Raw genomic sequence first — 16,093 nt, forward strand, 5'->3', positions numbered from 1 at the left:
CGCTCTGCGGAAACAGGGCGATAAGCGTATAGCGAAAATAGCGTGGATAATTTAGACGCCAAATTAGATGTCGGGCATTGAAACTGAACGTTGAAAGGAGTAATAGCCTATGAAAATGTCGAAAGAAAATATTGATCCTATCATGTTCGCCCCTTGTGGAATGAATTGTAAGGCCTGCTATAAACATTGCTATCATAAAAAATCATGTGCTGGGTGCCTGAACGGTGATATGGGAAAGCCGGAACATTGCCGTAAATGTAAGATAAAAGACTGTATGAAAGATAAAGAATTGTCCTATTGCTTCGAGTGTTCCGACTATCCATGCAAGTCAATAAAAAATCTTGAAAAAAGCTATAACAAGAGATACCAAGCAAGCCTTATGGAAAATAGTGACTTTGTACGGCAACATGGGTTAGAAGCATTTATGGAACAGCAGAAAGAAAAATATACATGCCCAAAATGCGGCGGTATTATTTCCATTCACGACAGAGAATGCAGTGAATGTCAAGAAAAGATGAAGGACTAAAATTCGGCTTATAGAATTAGAGAAATTTGAAGTTGCGAAAATTAATAAGAAAGCAAACTGATAGATAAAACAGCAAGCAAACTGAAGAGATAATCAGAAGGAGGTCGTGTTCATCGTTAAAATGTGTAACGTTACATTATATCTTTTTTTGAATGGAAACAGAGATGGCACAAGGTACGTGTGATTTCTTGAGTGATAGACTGGAATGAATAGCAAGTTCGTTATGATATATTGGAGGAAAGAACATGGCAAATAAGAATAAAGATGAAAATAACCGTTCATAGCTCAGAAATTATTATTTGAAGAAGAATTATGAAGATGGAGAACTGCCGCTGACAGAAAAAACTACAACACAAAACACCATAACCTTTAAGCGATTATTGCTGTTGGTTTTAAAGTGAATAATGACCGTGCTGTTCGATTCCGCAAATGCTCAGGTCAAATTGTAAAGGATTATACGATCCAGGGCTGGACAATGGATAAGGAACGTCTTAAGAAGGGCCATATGTTCACAGATGAATACCTTGAGCGTCAGCTGCAGAATATCCGTGAGATTCGCCTTTTAGAACGAAAGTTCTATCAATAAATCACAGACCTTTATGCCACAGCCTTTGACTACGATAAGGATGCCAAGACGACGAGGCGATTGTTCCAGACAGTGCAGAACAAAATGTACTGGGCAGTTCACAGGCATACCGCTGCAGAACTAATTGTAGAACGCGCTGATGCGGAAAAAGAGCATATAGGCTTGACTACATGGGAATCAGCTCCTGACAGAAGGATAGTGAACTGATTACTTCTGGAATGGTTTTCATTGTATAATAGCGATATGGAACAGAGACTGCCACACTGTTCGATGTATCTTACAGCCAAGTTTATTCCTGGGTAAAGAAATATGATATGATGGAAATGAGGCTCTAACGGATAAAAAGGACCGGAAAAAATTGGGAGGCTTGTTGAAGCAGGCAATGAGAAAAGATTAATGGAATATCAAAATACAGATGCATTTCCCCGGAAAGGGACACCACAGGAGAAAAAATAAAATGGCCAACTTATTAAAAAATATGTACAATCAAACCTCACTTCGCGATCTGGCACAAACAATCCACTCAGTCTATCCTACTTTTCAGACCGAGGAGTTCTTAAATTCAACAATGGACGAGTCCTGGGATGAGCTAGCGCTGAAAGCAAGGGTGAGAAAAATCACCATGACCTTGGGAAAATATTTACCTGCGGATTATAGGGAAGCTCTTGCCATCCTCGATCAGGCCGTTTCCAGCTGTACTTCTGGTTTTTTCGGAATTTTATTTCCCGACTTTGTAGAGGTTTATGGACAGGATGAAGAAAATTGGGATCTTTCCATCGCAGCTTTAGAAAGGTATACCCCATACTCCTCTTCGGAATTTGCTGTAAGGCCTTTTATCATCAACCACGAAGAGCGGATGATGGAGCAGATGTATCTCTGGTCCAGGCATGAAAATGAGCATGTCCGCAGACTTGCCAGTGAGGGATGCCGTCCTTCACTGCCCTGGGGACAGGCATTGGTAAGATTTAAAAAAGACCCTGCGCCCATTTTGCCGATATTGCAGCAACTAAAAGCGGATCCATCACCGTATGTAAGAAAGAGCGTTGCCAATAATCTAAATGATATTTCCAAAACACATCCAGATTTAGTCGTTAAGATGGCAAAAGAATGGTACGGTGAGAATGAATTCACCGACTGGATCGTAAAGCATGGATGCAGAACCCTGCTCAAAAATGGAAACTGCGAGGTATTGGCTATTTTCGGTTACCATAATGCTGACTGTATCCATGTAAGCAGCTTTCAATTGGGAAAAACATCGATTTCCCTTGGAGAGGACCTTACCTTTTCATTCTACATATCATCGGATGAGGCCACAAAAGTAAGGCTGGAATATGGGATTGATTATGTGAAGGCCAACGGGAAAAGAAATCGAAAGATCTTTCAAATCTCGGAAACCTCTTTGAATGAAAATGAGAAGAAATTTTATGAGAAAAAGCACTCTTTTGCAGATTTAAGTACAAGAAAGCACTATGCTGGAATCCATTCCATTGCGCTGATTGTCAATGGTGCAGAACAGCAAAAGATGGAGTTTGAATTAACGATTTAATTTTGGAGAGAACTGCTATGCAGATTATAATGATCCTTTTAGCAATGGCGAAATGGAAAGGGAACCAGCAATGAAAAATGAATTTTATAATTACGAGCTCTCGGAAGAGATTCTGGAGGCATTAGAAGGCCTGGGCTATAAGCAGCCCACGGCTATACAGAGGGAGGTTATCCCGCCGATGCTGGCAGGCAGAAATGTAGTGGCGAAAGCCCCTACTGGAAGCGGGAAGACGGCAGCATTTGCCATACCTATCTGCGAGAATATCCAGTGGGAAGAAAATGCGCCGCAGGCTTTGGTACTGGAACCCACAAGAGAGCTGGCAGTTCAGGTCAGTGAGGAAATGTTCCAGATAGGGCGCAAGAAGCGCTTGAAGGTTCCGGCAGTATTCGGCGGATTTCCTATTGATAAGCAGATCCAGACACTTCGGCAGAAGTCTCATATTGTGGCGGGTACACCGGGGCGTGTCATGGATCATCTGCGCAGGGAGAGCCTTAAGCTTTCTAAGGTTCAATGGCTGGTCATAGATGAAGCGGATTTGATGCTGGATATGGGATTTATTGATGAGGTGAAACAAATTCTTTCTCTGGTTCCGGCAGACTGCAGGATGTCTCTGTTTTCGGCAACACTGAGGCCAGAGATTCAGGAATTGGTGGACGAATTTATTCCAAATACAACACTTGTGCTCCAGGAGGCCACAGAGGAGCAGGCGGCAGCCATCACAGAAAAGATCTATGTTACAGATCAGGAGAAGAAATACGATACATTTCTCAGTGTTCTTAAAGATGAAAATCCAAAGAGCTGTATGATTTTCTGTGGAACAAGGCAGATGACCAATGTACTGTTTCAGAAGTTGCGCAGACAACGTATTTTCTGCGGAATGCTGCACGGTGACTTGGAACAGAGAGAACGGCTGAAGACTGTGGATGCATTCAGAAGGGGCGGATTCCGCTTCCTGATCGCAACCGATGTGGCCGCCAGAGGGATTGATTTCGAGGAGATCAGCCATGTGGTGAATTATGACTTCCCGGCAGGGAAAGAGACCTATGTACACCGGATCGGAAGAACGGGAAGAAACGGTAAAAGGGGTACGGCTGTCAGTCTGGTGACAGAGCAGGAACGGAGGATGTTAGCTCAAGTAGAAAAGTACGTGGGGCGGGAACTGATCTGTATGGAACCTCCGGCGGCAGGAGAAGAAAAGGAAAAGGCATTCTGGAAATCTCAGCGCATAAAAGCAGAAGTAAAACCTAAGAAGGGGGAGTCGTTGAATAAAGGCATCACCCGGCTGTCCATCGGCGGGGGCAGGAAGTCAAAAATGCGGGCAGGCGACATTGTAGGGACGATCTGCAGTATCGACGGAATGCAGGCATCGGATATCGGAATTGTGGATATCAGGGACAGCATAAGCTACGTGGAAGTGTTGAACCAGAAAGGGGACCACGTGATCAAATGTCTTCAGACGAAACCCATCAAAGGGAAGGTCCGCAAAGTAAGGAAAACAAGGTTGAATCTATGATAATTTTTGAGACGTACCATTATGAAGTATTCAATCATCTTATACATCACTTCTTGGAATTGGAGGTCTTTAATGACGAGACGGATATTGGTGATATTATTGAGGAACTGCTTCCCAAATATCTGTACAGAGAACAGTATCTTAAATGTGTAAAAAAATTTGAGGATATCTTTCACTGGACAGAGGATCAATTTTTTCATGAGATGGATGCATTTCATGAACTGTTATTATATAAATTTCTGGGTTATATGGCCTGTATTCAGAAAGACATAAGTGATTTTAAAGATATATATTTTAATGTCAAAGGCCATAAATTGATTGAGGCAGCTGCCTGGATGGATTTGGAAGAGGACGGGGAATCCACGTTGCAGGAGTGCAAAGACCTGTATTATGAAGTCTTTTGTTATCCGGATCTTTTGTTTGAGGATACAGATTTTTTGCTTCTTGGCTCTTTATATAATAACCGTTATCTGGGAGATACTTCCATAGAGTATTTCGCAGGAATCAATATTGACTATTACTTTGAGCTGCTCCCGCTGGATATCCAGGAACATTACAAAACCAAACATATTACATTAACCAGTGTGATATCCGACATGTTACAGTACCTTGATGAGCGGATGAAATATGGAAGTCTGTATAAGCTGTTCTGGGAAGGTGATGACCCTGTCAAAGAGGACCGGGTGCAGTTGATATTAGAAAATATCATGGATGCTTATTTTTATAATCAAGAGATAGAGATCACCAGGGAAGCTCAATTAGGTAATGGAAGAGTAGATTTTAAATTATATAAAAATAAACAGGAAGATGAAAAGATTTTAATTGAGTTAAAAAGAGCAAGCAGTTCTTATTTAAAAAAGGGATATGAACAACAACTGACAAACTATATGAAATCCTCGAATTATAAAAATGCTTTTTATTTGATCGCATGTTTTACAGACCAGGAATATGAAAAAACCGTGCAGTTTATTAGAAACCATATCTATACAGATACTGTACAATTATATATTAATATAAAAATATTAGACTGCAGAAAACGTAATACAGCATCTCAGTTACACAAAACGGAGCATCTTATCATATAATAATAAGAGGTGAAAAATATATGGATATGTGCCGTTTAAGCAATAATACCAGAGATTATGTGAAGAAATATGAGTGTATACTAAACGAGATGATTGAAAATATGACTTCTGTGGAACTGACTGACAGTATTTCAGGCAGCTTTATCATGCAGATGATCCCGCATCACTGTGCTGCGATTGAGATGTCAAAAAACCTTCTTTGCTATACTACCAATATCCCATTACAGAATATCGCATTAAATATTATTTCATCCCAGGAGAAAAGCATTCAAAATATGACGAAAGCACTGCCAAGATGTGAGTCTTGTATTAATTGTTCCAGGGATATAAACTGCTATGCAGATGAAAATCAATGCATTATCAATGAAATGTTTTGTGAAATGAAATCAGCATGTACAGATAACAGCATCGACTGCAATTTTATGCGAGAGATGATTCCACATCACAGAGGGGCTGTGCGCATGTCAGAAAATGCACTGCGGTTTTGCCTTTGCCCTGAGCTGGTCCCTCTGCTGGATGAGATCATTGTGTCCCAGAAAGAGGGGATCAGAAAAATGCAGTGTCTGTTAAAGAGACTGGGATGTTAGTAACTATGACAAATTCGAAACCACAGCCAATTTTATGAATTGGCTGTGGTTTTATGAGTTTATAGGAGATTCCTCAACTTCTATTTCTCCATGTTGTTCGGTTTCTTTATTCCATCCTTACAGTGAATTTAACTGGAGCCGATGGCATAGGAAAAAACCCTTGACATTGATATAAGCTTGGCTAAAAATAATTTATTCATCAACAAAAAGAGTCTCTTTCATTTCCGGAATATCTAGTAGTTTAGATACCGTCATTTTTAAACCAAGAGCCAAATTATTTATTGCGATATTTCTTTCCTTACATAGTTGTCTCAGTCAATAAATCCTAATTCCCGGGCTTTCAGCACAGCATCCATTGCATTGTTTACGCCCAGTTTTTTATAAGCTATGGAAGTATGGCTTTTGATGGTTGGAATCTTTAGCCCGGTTATTTCCGCTATTTCCGCATTTCTGTAACCTTGAGATAACAGGGTCAGCATATAGGTCTGCTGCTTTGACAGCCGGACGGGCTTATCTTTTCGAACAAGAGCATCTGCCACGCCCTTGTGCAGCTTGGAAAAAGAGTGGGCGGCCAGAGTTACCTCGTGGACATATGTCCTCTTTAGTTTCCCTTGGTAGTTCTCCTGTGCAAGGTTTTTCTCCAGGCGTTTCAAAACTGGCAGAACAGATGCGCCTTCATCAGCTGCGATTCTGATAAATCCATAAGGTTCCAGTGTCTCCAGTGCATCTTCCAGGGCTGACAAGGCCTCTTTTTTTCTGCCTGTCGCCCAGTAGAGGGACGCCAGCAGGGTACCAGCCTCACCTGCATCCAAAGGACGATTGAAATCCTGGCCGAACTGCTTCAGCATGAGCAGGTAGGAAAGAGCCTTATCTGTATTGCCAAGTACCATATAAGCGCGGGCTGTAACGAAATGCTGGAATACCCGGAACAGCTCCACATGCTGTGTCTCAATGACAAAATACTCATCCAGCCAGGTCCTGGCTGCAGCCGTGTCACAGTCAAAGAGGGCAAGCTTGGTCTTGTAGCCTTTCAGGTTCGGAATGAAAAACTGGGCTTCTGATTCCACAAGGGAGGAAAGTGCTTCAAGAACCGTGTCCGCTTCATCCTGGCGTTTCATCTGCCACAACATGGTATGGTGCATGATCATCACACAAATGCGGCCTTCCACTTTATTTTCCGGGATCATAGCATCAATGGCCCTGGTAATACCGGAGAGTGCTTCTGAAAGCTTATTGCGTTCATAGGCAAAACAGGCGGGAATACCGGGTTTGATGTATCGCCATTCCTCACCGAGGAGCAGAGAAAAATTACCTTCCAGCTGCTCCATGCTGTCTTCCTCCAGGGCAAGGTCTGAATAATCCAGATTGCACCGGTGCATATAGGGAAGATTGTGTGTAAATGAGGCAATGTTGGTGGCAAGACCTTCCGGAGTAAACTTTTTTACATACCGTCCGAAAGTCCGGAACTTTTTTATTTTCGTCAGTATACTGGATCGGTGATCCACGCTGTAGGCTAAGATCGCATATTCCACGAACCGGGAATCTGCCAGAGCGATGCGGGGCAGATTGCGATAGACCGCATCCATGTGCATCTCAAATTCTTCCCTCTGGCTGGTGAGATACGTGTACCAGGCGCAGAGAATGTGCAGAGGCGGAAATACAGAAAAGGCTTTTTTAGGGAAATCCTTCACAAAAAAGGTCCTCAAAAAATCTGCGTAATCTGCGATAACACCCCGGTTATTTTCAAAGAGGAATAAGTACAAAAATGTATCGATTCCCTTATAGTCACCGCTGTCCAGCCAAAAACGCAGAGCACGGGAGTAATCTTTTTGCTCCTTGTAATAATTGGCTGCTATCTTGTCCAGCTTACGGGCGTCTAGTTTAGACGATTCCAGTTTTGCCCTGAGATAATCTAAGACTAAATGATGGTATCGATAAATGTTTTCGTGCAGGCGGCTTAAAAATGTATTGGTACGGCTCAACTCTTCCATGATCTCCTGGGAATTATCCCGTCCTGAAAGCTTACCGGCCAGAACCGGATCAAACTCATCCACAATACAGGTCCGCAGGCAGAAATCACGCAGTGACTCGTCCCAGTTGCTCCAGAGATGTTCTTCAAAAAATTGGGCAAAAATATATCCGCCGCTGCCTGACTTTATCTGTCCGGATTTGGCCACAGCGTTTACTCCGATAGCCCAGCCTTCGGTAGCCATGTATGCAGACTTTGATTCCTTGGGTGAGAGGGAACGGCCCAGGCTGTTAAAGTAGCATGCGATCTCCTGTTCTGAAAATCGCAGTTCCCTGGCAGTGATGATATCCTGCTTAGGGTTTTTGATGAGAGGTTTAAATTCCTCCGGGAGTCGGCTGCGGGAAAGAATCAGTGTCACAAAAGAACGGGGAAGCCGCTTTATGATGGCAGGCAGAGATTTGAATATTTCTCCGTTTTGGAGCAGATGCATGTCATCCAGAATTAGTGCGTAGCGCTCATCATCCCAGAGAAATTCAGACAGGAGACGTATGGTATGCTCTACAGGGGATGCGGAAAAAGAGGAGCTTTCCAGTATTTCCTTCATATTGCGGTTTTCCGGCTGCATAGAAAAAAGCCCTGTGGACAGAAGTTTGTAGAAAACGGAAGGAGAATCATCATACTGGTCCAGCCCGATCCAGATGGTTTTTCGTCCGCAGGCATTGAGCCAGAGGCGGGCAGAAACTGTCTTTCCGCTTCCAGCAGGAGCTCCTACATAGATAAAGTGATCCTTTGCTGCACAGTGAAAGAGTTCTAACAATTCATTCCGCGGCGCACAGATTTCCGGAAGCGCCGCCGGTGCAAATTTTTCATTTAAAAAGAGTAAATCTTCTGACGTGTTCGTATTAGTCATCTGAACCTCCAATTCTTATTGTGGTGGGTGATGGAATTATTTGTTTTGTCTAAAAGTTTCTGCTGGCCAAAAAACCTCAAACTTTTTTGAATTTTCTAAGAAATGATGAGAATTTTTTTCAAAGACCTCATCCCGTATGATTTCATTTTATCAAGAAATCAGTTGAAATTAAAGTAATTACGATGAAGAGTAAAAAGGAAGGAAAAGGTGAGGTTGTCTCCTATGGAAAAGTTCGGGACTCATCCGCGGGTGAATTTGAGATTACGCTGCCGGAGCATCTGACCGAAGGAGTAAAGTATAATTTAAAGGTGTTTGCCGAGGATGTCAATTCTTCTGTTTCTTCAAGCCTCACCGATTATGCCAGCAGCATACGTCATGGGCAGCGGATGCGGATCATCACTGGCACAATTGTGCAGTGGCAAACTGTCCGGTAACTGACAAACGAAAAAAGAACGGCTATGCGACTCATAAGGAAAACAAGGGTGTCGTAATAAAGAGACCGACCTATACCCAGATTGGACTGAAGAGGTATACCTGTAAAGACTGTGGTCATGTCGTGAGAACGGAGAATCTTCCGAAGCTTGCGCCTGTGAAACCAAACGTAAAATCCTCTACGACATATAAGACTGTGAAATTGTCATGGAAGAAGGTGAAAGAAGCCAAAGGCTATCAAGTCTATAGGGCGACAAAAGGGTCTACAGCGCTTATACGAAGATGAAGACGGTGAGAATAAAATAAAGATGGATTTGCGGAAAATATCTCCAGCCAATATGATATGACTGGAGATATTTTTTTATTCCACAGGAAAGTATTCCTTTGCCAGTTGTATGAAGTCTTCAGCGTAAGAAGTCAGGTATGCTCCTTTCCGATATGCTAATACAGTGGAGGTATAGGCGTCTTCATCCCCGAGAGAAAAGCATACTGGAGGTGTCTCAAAGGACATGCTGCGGATATAGGTTTCGGGGGCAAAGCAGACACCCTGATTTTTCATCATCAGAAGGAGTGCGGCCTGTGTATTGCGGGTATAAAAGGGGACCTTGGGAGTAATCTGATGTTTGTTCAAAAGGCGTTCTGTGATTGCTCCGGTGTTCTGTTCAGGAAAGTGGAGAATAAACTTTTCCTTTTTAAGCGCCTCCCAGTCCACAGGAGGATAAACGGTTTCTTTTCTGGTTCCGTCAACGGCTGCCAGGGGATGCTCTGGAGAAACAGCCAGCAGGATCGGTTCCTTTCCCAGAAATTCGTAGGTTAGTTTAGGGTTTTCGGTTGTTTCATTAAAAATGGCAAAATCAATGGAGGTATCTTTTAACAGACATTCCTGGATCGCATAGGTTTCTTCCAATATATGCACTCTGATATTCGGATGCTTTTCATGAAAGGTGGGAAGAATGTAGGGAACCATACAGGAACTTCTCATCAGCGGAATCGCCACATGGAGTTCCCCGTCATTCAAGGAAGCCAGTTCAAAAAGTTCCTTTTCCCAGTCCTGCTGCAGCGCGAGCATCCGGGAGGCATACTCAAGATAACGGGAGCCGGCATAGGTAGGGATATAACAGTTATCTATGCGGGCAAACAGTTTTATACCCAGTTCCCGCTCCAGCTTCTTTAGGTGCTTGCTCAAAGTGGGCTGAGAGATGAAAAGCTCTCGTGCCGCTTTTGTTAAATTTTGATGTTTCGCTATACATAGTGCATAGTTTAGTTCATGGATATTCATAACAAACTCCATATCTGGCAGACATAAGCCATATGAATCAGTTCATCTACTGGTATTCTGATGAGGAATACATTTTATAACCAAGATGAATTAGACGAATAGTTACGGTTAGCATACAATGAAAGACGTGAGAAAGCAAGGATTTACATAGGAAAAGGAGTGAAAAACTATGAAACAATGGTTAGAGAAACGTTTTCAATTATCAGATTACCATACAGATGTAAAGACGGAGCTGCTTGCGGGGCTGACGACTTTTGTAACGATGGCCTATGTGCTGGCCACGGTTCCGAACATGCTGGCTACTGCAGGTCTTGAAAAACATGTGATGTTTACGGTATTGATCCTTTTGGTGATACTGACCACTTGTGCTATGGCCTTTTATACCAACAGGCCGTTTGCGCTGGCGCCGGGGCTTGGAAGTGTAGGAATTGTAGCGGCAATGATCGCAAATGACGGCATCGCCCCATCTGTGACAGCCGGTGTCATTTTCTTTAGTGGTGTGCTGTTTATTGCGATTTCCTTTTTAGGACTCAGGGAGGCAGTTGTCAAAGTGATTCCGGTTAGCTTAAAGCATGCGGTAAGCGCCGGTATCGGCCTGTTTATTGCGTTGCTTGGGGCAAAGAGCTGCGGGCTGATCATTGCCAATCAGGCAAAGAACTCTTTGGGGTTTGGGAATCTCAAATCACCTGAGGTCATCGTAGCGGTCCTTGGCTTTATTATTCTGTTGATTTTAAAATCAAGAAAAGTGCCGGGGGATATGATCCTGGCCATTGTGCTCACTACCATCGTTGGAATTCCATTTGGTGTAACCGTCCTGCCGGACAGCCTGTTTACCATGCCGGCAAACATTGGCGGCCAGTTTATGAGGGTGGATTTCCTGGGAGCATTGGATTTTGCATATATTCCGTTTTTGATCGCTTTGTTTGTGCCGGATTTCTTCTCCACCTTCGGAACGGTCCTCGGAGTGGGTGCCAAAGCCGGTTACTTGGATGAAAACGGAGATCTTCCGGGCATTGACAAGTGTTTTAAGGTGGATGCAGTGGCCACCAGCTTTGGCGCGCTGTTTGGCATGCCAAGTATGACCACATATCTGGAGTCCTCTGCGGGTGTGGAAGCAGGAGGGAAAACCGGGCTGACGGTTGTATTTACTTCCGTATTTTTTGGCCTGTCACTGTTTCTGGCGCCGATCGCGCTGATGATCCCGTCTGCGGCAACAGCGCCGGTGCTCATGTATATTGGTATCAACATGCTGGGAGCTATGAAAAATATTCATTTTGATGACATCACAGAAGCATTCCCGGCATTTGTTTGTATCGCATTTACCATCTTTGGAAACAACATCGCCAATGGTATCTGTGCGGCACTGCCGACCTATGTTGTGATGAAGCTGACATCAGGAAAAGCCAAGGAAATACGTCCGGTTATGTGGATCTTAGTGGCAGTATGCCTGCTGTATTTTTATTCCATACTATAGAAGAGGGGTGCTGTTATGGAAAAGGTTGATTTGCTTGTTGCGGATACGGAAATCTTTAATTCATACCTTAAGCAGTTTGTACGTGCGGATGTGTATATTAAAGGATCAAAAATATATTATGTGGATATGGAGCAGAAACACGAACTTGAGGCCAGGTGTGTTCTGGATGGAAACGGGTACAGGATGCTCCCCGGGTTTATTGATATCCACATGCACATAGAAAGCTCTATGATGACCCCGGTTTCCTTTGGAAATCGGGCGGCGGAGTGCGGCGTTACCACCTTGGTGTCAGAGCCCCACGAGATCGCCAATGTCATGGGCATGGAAGGAATTCATGAAATGATCAACGGTGCAAAGGATTCCCCGGTAGATATCTATTATGGTATTCCAAGCAGTGTTCCTTCCACCAATGAATCACTGGAGACAACAGGAGGGGTGATCGGGCTTGACCAGATGAAGCAGCTCATGCAGGAAGACGGTGTTGTCTGTGTGGGAGAAGTGATGAACTACCGTCAGATCATCAAGGGAGATGAGCTTGAGATCACGAAGTTTCTCGATTATCTGGAGGAAGAGGATCCACAGGCTGTCATTGAAGGGCACTGCCCGTCTTTGGTCGGACTGGATCTGGCGAAGTTTCTTTACCAGGGGATCAACGGGGATCACACGGAGCATAATCTTCAGGAAATTAAAGAGCGTTTTGAAAATGGGATGTTTGTGGAACTGCAGGAGAAGATGCTCAGGCCAGAAATTATAGACTATATAAAGGAACACAATCTATATGAGCACTGTTGTTTTGTGACGGATGACACAATGGCAGATAAGCTCAAAGAGCAGGGACAGCTCAATTATGTGGTAAGAAGGGCTGTGGCTATGGGATTTCCGTTAAATGAAGCGGTCTACTGTGCCTCCTTTACTCCAGCAAGAAGGATGAATCTCAGGGACAGGGAGGCGCTGGCCCCGGGAAGAAAGGCAGATTTTCAGCTTGTGAGGGCAAAAGACTGCGCTTCCTTTGAGCCGGAGTATGTATTTAAGGACGGCAGGCAGATTTATCACTCTGGGGATGCCGTGGAACATACAGAGACATACCGTTTTCCTGGTCATTTTTACCGCAGCATTCACATAGATGACATTTCTCCAGAACAACTGGAACCCCGCTGTAATATAGAAAACGGTGAGGTAAAGATTCGTGTCATAGAGGTCCATGACGGGCGTACACAGACGCAGGAACGTACGGTTTCTATGCAGGTAAAAGATGGACGGTTTCAGTGGAAGGACAGCGGCTGCATGCTGGCAGCCGTGCTGGAACGCCATGGGAAAAACGGGAACATCGGTTATGGATTTGTCAGCGGAGACTGCTTGATGCGGGGAGCCGCAGCTACAACCTATTTTCATGACCACCATAACCTTTTGGTCATAGGGGCTGATCCGGAGGATATGCTCACTGCGGCACGCTGGGTTTTGAAGCAAAACGGGGGAATCTGCACTGCCGAAGGCGGACAGATCAAGGCAGAACTGCCGCTTCCGGTGTGCGGGATTTTATCTGAACTTCCGGCAGACGAAATCGGCGTGAAACTCAGCCGGGTCAGAGAGAGCCTTGAGGAACTGGGATACCGGCATTATAACCCGATCATGTCACTTTGTACCCTTGGGCTTCCGGTAAGCCCGGCTTTGAAGCTTACGGACCGGGGACTGATTGATGTTGTGAAAGGACAGGTTGTGCCTTTGGTGGTCAGATAGAAATTGAATAGATGAGAAAAAAGATTCTTCTGGGAATGTGACCCCGATAAGTTAGACTTTATAGCGAAGTGGTATCTCTACTGCTTCGCTATTTCTATGCTACTTGGCTGAGCCTATATTCAACTGGACTCATCCAAGATAATTTTTGCACGATTCTTTAAACTTTCTTTTTATTTGTAAATCTCTCCGGGACAGAGTATAATATTTCCATAAAATAGAAATAAAGGAGGAAAAAATCATTTGTTCGAGGAGTCAAATATAAAAATTATGGTAGATATGGATGGAAATAAAATTGTTCTTATCAACGATATTCGTTTTAAAGGGAAAAGGAATATCGTCTGGGAAGATGTGAAAATATATCTTCAAAGATATGTTGGAAAATGTTATAAAATAGAGGAAAGCGCTGAGATAATCTATATAGGCAATGATCTACCCGAAGAATTTACAGAGTCAGAAAGCAGGAAAGCCCTAATAGGCACTAATGCAAAGGCGAAAGCAAATGCAGCAATAGCCATTCCTGAGTTAATTCAGATCGCAGCTAATCCTTTTTTTGAGAAAAATAGGAAGAAAAAACATGCAAAAAATGCGAAGAACGGATGGTTTAGATATGATGTACGTTTTGCGTTACCTGCATATGAAAATGAAGTACTAGTGCGATATAATATTTTTCATGCAAGGTTACTTGTAAATCATGCGGCGAATGGGAGAAAGTATTTGTATGATATTTTGGCAATAAAAAAAGAAACGAGCAAGCCACAACAATAAGTGTGGTGAAAACCCATTTCTTATTATTAAGATAACGCTATTATCATAATTTGTCAATAAAATTTAGAAAAAAGGTTGAGTAAAAAATTAGATTCTGCATGTAACGCTAAATTCCATAAGGAAGATTATATGGGGATGCACATACTTTGGTTTTGTGTATCATGACGCTTATGAGTTGATAAATTTATGATAACAGTATATACTAAGTATATACATTGGCGGATGGAGGTGTTTTTATGAAAGTACAAGTGAAAGCATGGGGAAATAGCCAGGGAATACGCATTTCAAAAGATATTTTGCGGGAGGCAGATGTTGAGATTGATGATGAATTAGAAGTAAAAGTAGTGAACGGCATGATTACATTAGTGAAACCATTCAGGCATAAGACATTGGAGGAAAGAGCAGCAGAGTTTAATGGAAATCTGAATTTGGTGGGCGAGTATAACTGGGGCGAACCTGTAGGAAGAGAGGTTTGGTGATGAAAGAAACGGTACATCAGGGTGACATAGTCAAAATAGAAAGAATCAAGAGTCCCGTACTTGTCACCAGTAAGGACTTTTTTAATCAGACCGGAGAAATTATTGGCTGCCCTGTTTTTCAGGATAGTTCGGCCAGCCCTCTTCACATTAGAATCAGAACAGATAGTACAGAGGGATATGTTCAGTGCGAAAAATTAGCTTTGATAGATCTCAATGTCAGAGGTTTTTCAAAGACAGGCAGGATCTCAAAGACAGACATCATTGAGATAACAGATGCAATTCAAAGCATATTTGATTATATATAAGGAAAGTTTTGTAAAGGGAGAGATATCCCGTGAGGCTTTTTGGGCTTTGGTAAAATTCAAATATCCCACTCATCAAATGGTGTTTTGTACACAAGAGGCGTTAAGTACTTTAACTTTTGAAAGGAGCTATACGTTATGAAAAATATGTTTTTTCAGGAAGAAGAAATATCTGAAAAAAGACGAAAATAACGATTGGAAAGGAAGGTTTTATATGAAATATATGTGCAGTGTCATGTCAGTGGCGGACATCAATGCCGCAAGAAAGTTTTATGAAGATCTGTTTGGTTTAGAGTTAGATCAGGACTATGGAATAAACATATCGTTTACCTGCGGTTTGTCGCTTCAGCAGGAGTTTGACTGGCTTGTCAATATAAAAAAAGAAGACATACTGAAGAAATCCAACGACATGGAATTATGTTTTGAGGAACAAGACTTCGATGGCTTTTTGCAAAAGCTGAAACAGTACCCTGATATTGAGTATGTGGGCGATGTGGTGGAACACAGCTGGGGACAGCGTGTTGTCAGGTTTTATGACTTAGATGGACATATGATCGAGGTTGGAGAAGAAATGAAAATGGTCATCAATCGTTTTCTTGCTTCCGGTATGACGATGGAAGAGGTATCCGTAAAAATGGATGCATCCATTGAAGATCTGACAAAAATACTGAATGACTAAATTGATAAGTTAATCAAAAATAATGAATAACAGACTGGCCGGTTCTTTATGAACCGGTTTTTTTGTTCCATAGAAAAGTTCTACAAACTTCCCTATGGAACAAAAAAAACCTGCGTGCACTATGCATTGGGGTCTGATTTTTGCACAGAAAACTGTTTAGAAACGGAATTTTTGGATGGTGCAAATTGTGTAAGAAGCAAGTCTGCTTGGTACATTTCTTGGAC

16 protein-coding genes and 1 pseudogene are annotated in these 16,093 nt (G+C 42.8%); 15 read left to right on the top strand and 2 right to left on the bottom strand.

The annotated features are described in order from the left end of the window. The first annotated feature begins 109 nt into the window (after positions 1–109). The 7 genes and pseudogenes from AR1Y2_RS03130 to AR1Y2_RS03160 all read left to right on the top strand — a co-directional run bounded on the left by AR1Y2_RS03130 (position 110) and on the right by AR1Y2_RS03160 (position 5,843). Positions 110–526, top strand: a complete 417-nt coding sequence (locus AR1Y2_RS03130) for a DUF3795 domain-containing protein (RefSeq protein WP_137327657.1) — start codon at positions 110–112, stop codon at positions 524–526. A 325-nt stretch (positions 527–851) separates the two neighbouring features. Then, positions 852–1,313 (top strand): annotated as a pseudogene (gene rhuM, locus AR1Y2_RS03135) (RhuM family protein); the annotation flags it as partial. A gap of 62 nt (positions 1,314–1,375) precedes the next feature. Continuing rightward, positions 1,376–1,447, top strand: coding sequence for a helix-turn-helix domain-containing protein (locus tag AR1Y2_RS18300; protein WP_243118898.1), 72 nt, complete (start codon positions 1,376–1,378; stop codon positions 1,445–1,447). A gap of 122 nt (positions 1,448–1,569) precedes the next feature. Then, positions 1,570–2,658 carry a DNA alkylation repair protein gene (locus tag AR1Y2_RS03145; RefSeq protein WP_137327658.1) on the top strand — a complete coding sequence of 363 codons (1,089 nt, stop codon included), beginning with the start codon at positions 1,570–1,572 and terminating at the stop codon, positions 2,656–2,658. Between the two features lie 70 nt (positions 2,659–2,728). Further along, positions 2,729–4,171 carry a DEAD/DEAH box helicase gene (locus AR1Y2_RS03150; protein WP_137327659.1) on the top strand — a complete coding sequence of 481 codons (1,443 nt, stop codon included), beginning with the start codon at positions 2,729–2,731 and terminating at the stop codon, positions 4,169–4,171. Next, positions 4,168–5,256 carry a hypothetical protein gene (locus AR1Y2_RS03155; RefSeq protein ID WP_137327660.1) on the top strand — a complete coding sequence of 363 codons (1,089 nt, stop codon included), beginning with the start codon at positions 4,168–4,170 and terminating at the stop codon, positions 5,254–5,256. The genes AR1Y2_RS03150 and AR1Y2_RS03155 overlap by 4 nt, the downstream gene beginning before the upstream one ends. 20 nt (positions 5,257–5,276) lie before the next feature. Then, positions 5,277–5,843 (top strand): DUF305 domain-containing protein, encoded by a 567-nt coding sequence (locus tag AR1Y2_RS03160; RefSeq protein WP_137327661.1) that lies wholly within the window; start codon positions 5,277–5,279, stop codon positions 5,841–5,843. A gap of 311 nt (positions 5,844–6,154) precedes the next feature. Here AR1Y2_RS03160 and AR1Y2_RS03170 read toward each other — a convergent pair whose 3' ends face one another. Further along, positions 6,155–8,722 carry a LuxR C-terminal-related transcriptional regulator gene (locus AR1Y2_RS03170; protein ID WP_137327662.1) on the bottom strand — a complete coding sequence of 856 codons (2,568 nt, stop codon included), beginning with the start codon at positions 8,720–8,722 and terminating at the stop codon, positions 6,155–6,157. Positions 8,723–8,904: 182 nt separating this feature from the next. Between AR1Y2_RS03170 and AR1Y2_RS03175 the strand changes: the two genes are divergently transcribed. Then, positions 8,905–9,156 (top strand): hypothetical protein, encoded by a 252-nt coding sequence (locus AR1Y2_RS03175; protein ID WP_137327663.1) that lies wholly within the window; start codon positions 8,905–8,907, stop codon positions 9,154–9,156. A 359-nt stretch (positions 9,157–9,515) separates the two neighbouring features. Here the strand turns inward: AR1Y2_RS03175 and AR1Y2_RS03180 are convergent, their stop codons facing one another. Next, positions 9,516–10,433 (bottom strand): LysR family transcriptional regulator, encoded by a 918-nt coding sequence (locus AR1Y2_RS03180; protein WP_175403577.1) that lies wholly within the window; start codon positions 10,431–10,433, stop codon positions 9,516–9,518. 169 nt (positions 10,434–10,602) lie between these two features. Between AR1Y2_RS03180 and AR1Y2_RS03185 the strand changes: the two genes are divergently transcribed. The 7 genes from AR1Y2_RS03185 (at position 10,603) to AR1Y2_RS03215 (ending at position 15,869) form a co-directional block, all read left to right on the top strand. Further along, positions 10,603–11,907: an NCS2 family permease gene (locus AR1Y2_RS03185; RefSeq protein ID WP_137327665.1), complete on the top strand. Its 1,305-nt coding sequence runs from the start codon at positions 10,603–10,605 to the stop codon at positions 11,905–11,907. A 15-nt stretch (positions 11,908–11,922) separates the two neighbouring features. Then, positions 11,923–13,644: an adenine deaminase C-terminal domain-containing protein gene (locus AR1Y2_RS03190; RefSeq protein ID WP_137327666.1), complete on the top strand. Its 1,722-nt coding sequence runs from the start codon at positions 11,923–11,925 to the stop codon at positions 13,642–13,644. A gap of 267 nt (positions 13,645–13,911) precedes the next feature. After that, on the top strand, positions 13,912–14,409 hold the full coding sequence (locus AR1Y2_RS03195; protein WP_330576965.1) for a hypothetical protein: 498 nt from the start codon (positions 13,912–13,914) through the stop codon (positions 14,407–14,409). Between the two features lie 236 nt (positions 14,410–14,645). Beyond that, positions 14,646–14,888 carry an AbrB/MazE/SpoVT family DNA-binding domain-containing protein gene (locus tag AR1Y2_RS03200; RefSeq protein WP_137327668.1) on the top strand — a complete coding sequence of 81 codons (243 nt, stop codon included), beginning with the start codon at positions 14,646–14,648 and terminating at the stop codon, positions 14,886–14,888. Continuing rightward, a complete protein-coding gene (locus tag AR1Y2_RS03205; protein WP_137327669.1) occupies positions 14,888–15,193 on the top strand; it encodes a type II toxin-antitoxin system PemK/MazF family toxin in 306 nt (101 codons plus the stop codon). Before AR1Y2_RS03200 ends, AR1Y2_RS03205 begins: the two co-directional genes overlap by 1 nt. After that, positions 15,162–15,332, top strand: coding sequence for a DUF3990 domain-containing protein (locus tag AR1Y2_RS18305; protein WP_137327670.1), 171 nt, complete (start codon positions 15,162–15,164; stop codon positions 15,330–15,332). The genes AR1Y2_RS03205 and AR1Y2_RS18305 overlap by 32 nt, the downstream gene beginning before the upstream one ends. Before the next feature lie 72 nt (positions 15,333–15,404). Further along, complete coding sequence (locus tag AR1Y2_RS03215) at positions 15,405–15,869, top strand: VOC family protein (protein ID WP_137327671.1); 465 nt, start codon at positions 15,405–15,407, stop codon at positions 15,867–15,869. Positions 15,870–16,093 lie beyond the last annotated feature (224 nt).

The sequence above is a fragment of the Anaerostipes rhamnosivorans genome (assembly GCF_005280655.1).
Taxonomy (GTDB): Bacteria; Bacillota; Clostridia; order Lachnospirales; family Lachnospiraceae; genus Anaerostipes; species Anaerostipes rhamnosivorans.

What these genes read in the sequence shown, in the direction of transcription:
- AR1Y2_RS03185 (WP_137327665.1), top strand. Translation starts at nt 10,603, where the DNA reads ATGAAACAATGGTTAGAGAAACGTTTTCAATTATCAGATTACCATACA.
- AR1Y2_RS03155 (WP_137327660.1), top strand. Translation starts at nt 4,168, where the DNA reads ATGATAATTTTTGAGACGTACCATTATGAAGTATTCAATCATCTTATA.
- AR1Y2_RS03205 (WP_137327669.1), top strand. Translation starts at nt 14,888, where the DNA reads ATGAAAGAAACGGTACATCAGGGTGACATAGTCAAAATAGAAAGAATC.
- AR1Y2_RS03150 (WP_137327659.1), top strand. Translation starts at nt 2,729, where the DNA reads ATGAAAAATGAATTTTATAATTACGAGCTCTCGGAAGAGATTCTGGAG.
- AR1Y2_RS03195 (WP_330576965.1), top strand. Translation starts at nt 13,912, where the DNA reads ATGGTAGATATGGATGGAAATAAAATTGTTCTTATCAACGATATTCGT.
- AR1Y2_RS03130 (WP_137327657.1), top strand. Translation starts at nt 110, where the DNA reads ATGAAAATGTCGAAAGAAAATATTGATCCTATCATGTTCGCCCCTTGT.
- AR1Y2_RS03145 (WP_137327658.1), top strand. Translation starts at nt 1,570, where the DNA reads ATGGCCAACTTATTAAAAAATATGTACAATCAAACCTCACTTCGCGAT.
- AR1Y2_RS03170 (WP_137327662.1), bottom strand. Translation starts at nt 8,722, where the DNA reads ATGACTAATACGAACACGTCAGAAGATTTACTCTTTTTAAATGAAAAA.
- AR1Y2_RS03175 (WP_137327663.1), top strand. Translation starts at nt 8,905, where the DNA reads ATGAAGAGTAAAAAGGAAGGAAAAGGTGAGGTTGTCTCCTATGGAAAA.
- AR1Y2_RS03160 (WP_137327661.1), top strand. Translation starts at nt 5,277, where the DNA reads ATGGATATGTGCCGTTTAAGCAATAATACCAGAGATTATGTGAAGAAA.
- AR1Y2_RS18305 (WP_137327670.1), top strand. Translation starts at nt 15,162, where the DNA reads ATGCAATTCAAAGCATATTTGATTATATATAAGGAAAGTTTTGTAAAG.
- AR1Y2_RS03180 (WP_175403577.1), bottom strand. Translation starts at nt 10,433, where the DNA reads ATGAATATCCATGAACTAAACTATGCACTATGTATAGCGAAACATCAA.
- AR1Y2_RS03200 (WP_137327668.1), top strand. Translation starts at nt 14,646, where the DNA reads ATGAAAGTACAAGTGAAAGCATGGGGAAATAGCCAGGGAATACGCATT.
- AR1Y2_RS03190 (WP_137327666.1), top strand. Translation starts at nt 11,923, where the DNA reads ATGGAAAAGGTTGATTTGCTTGTTGCGGATACGGAAATCTTTAATTCA.
- AR1Y2_RS03215 (WP_137327671.1), top strand. Translation starts at nt 15,405, where the DNA reads ATGAAATATATGTGCAGTGTCATGTCAGTGGCGGACATCAATGCCGCA.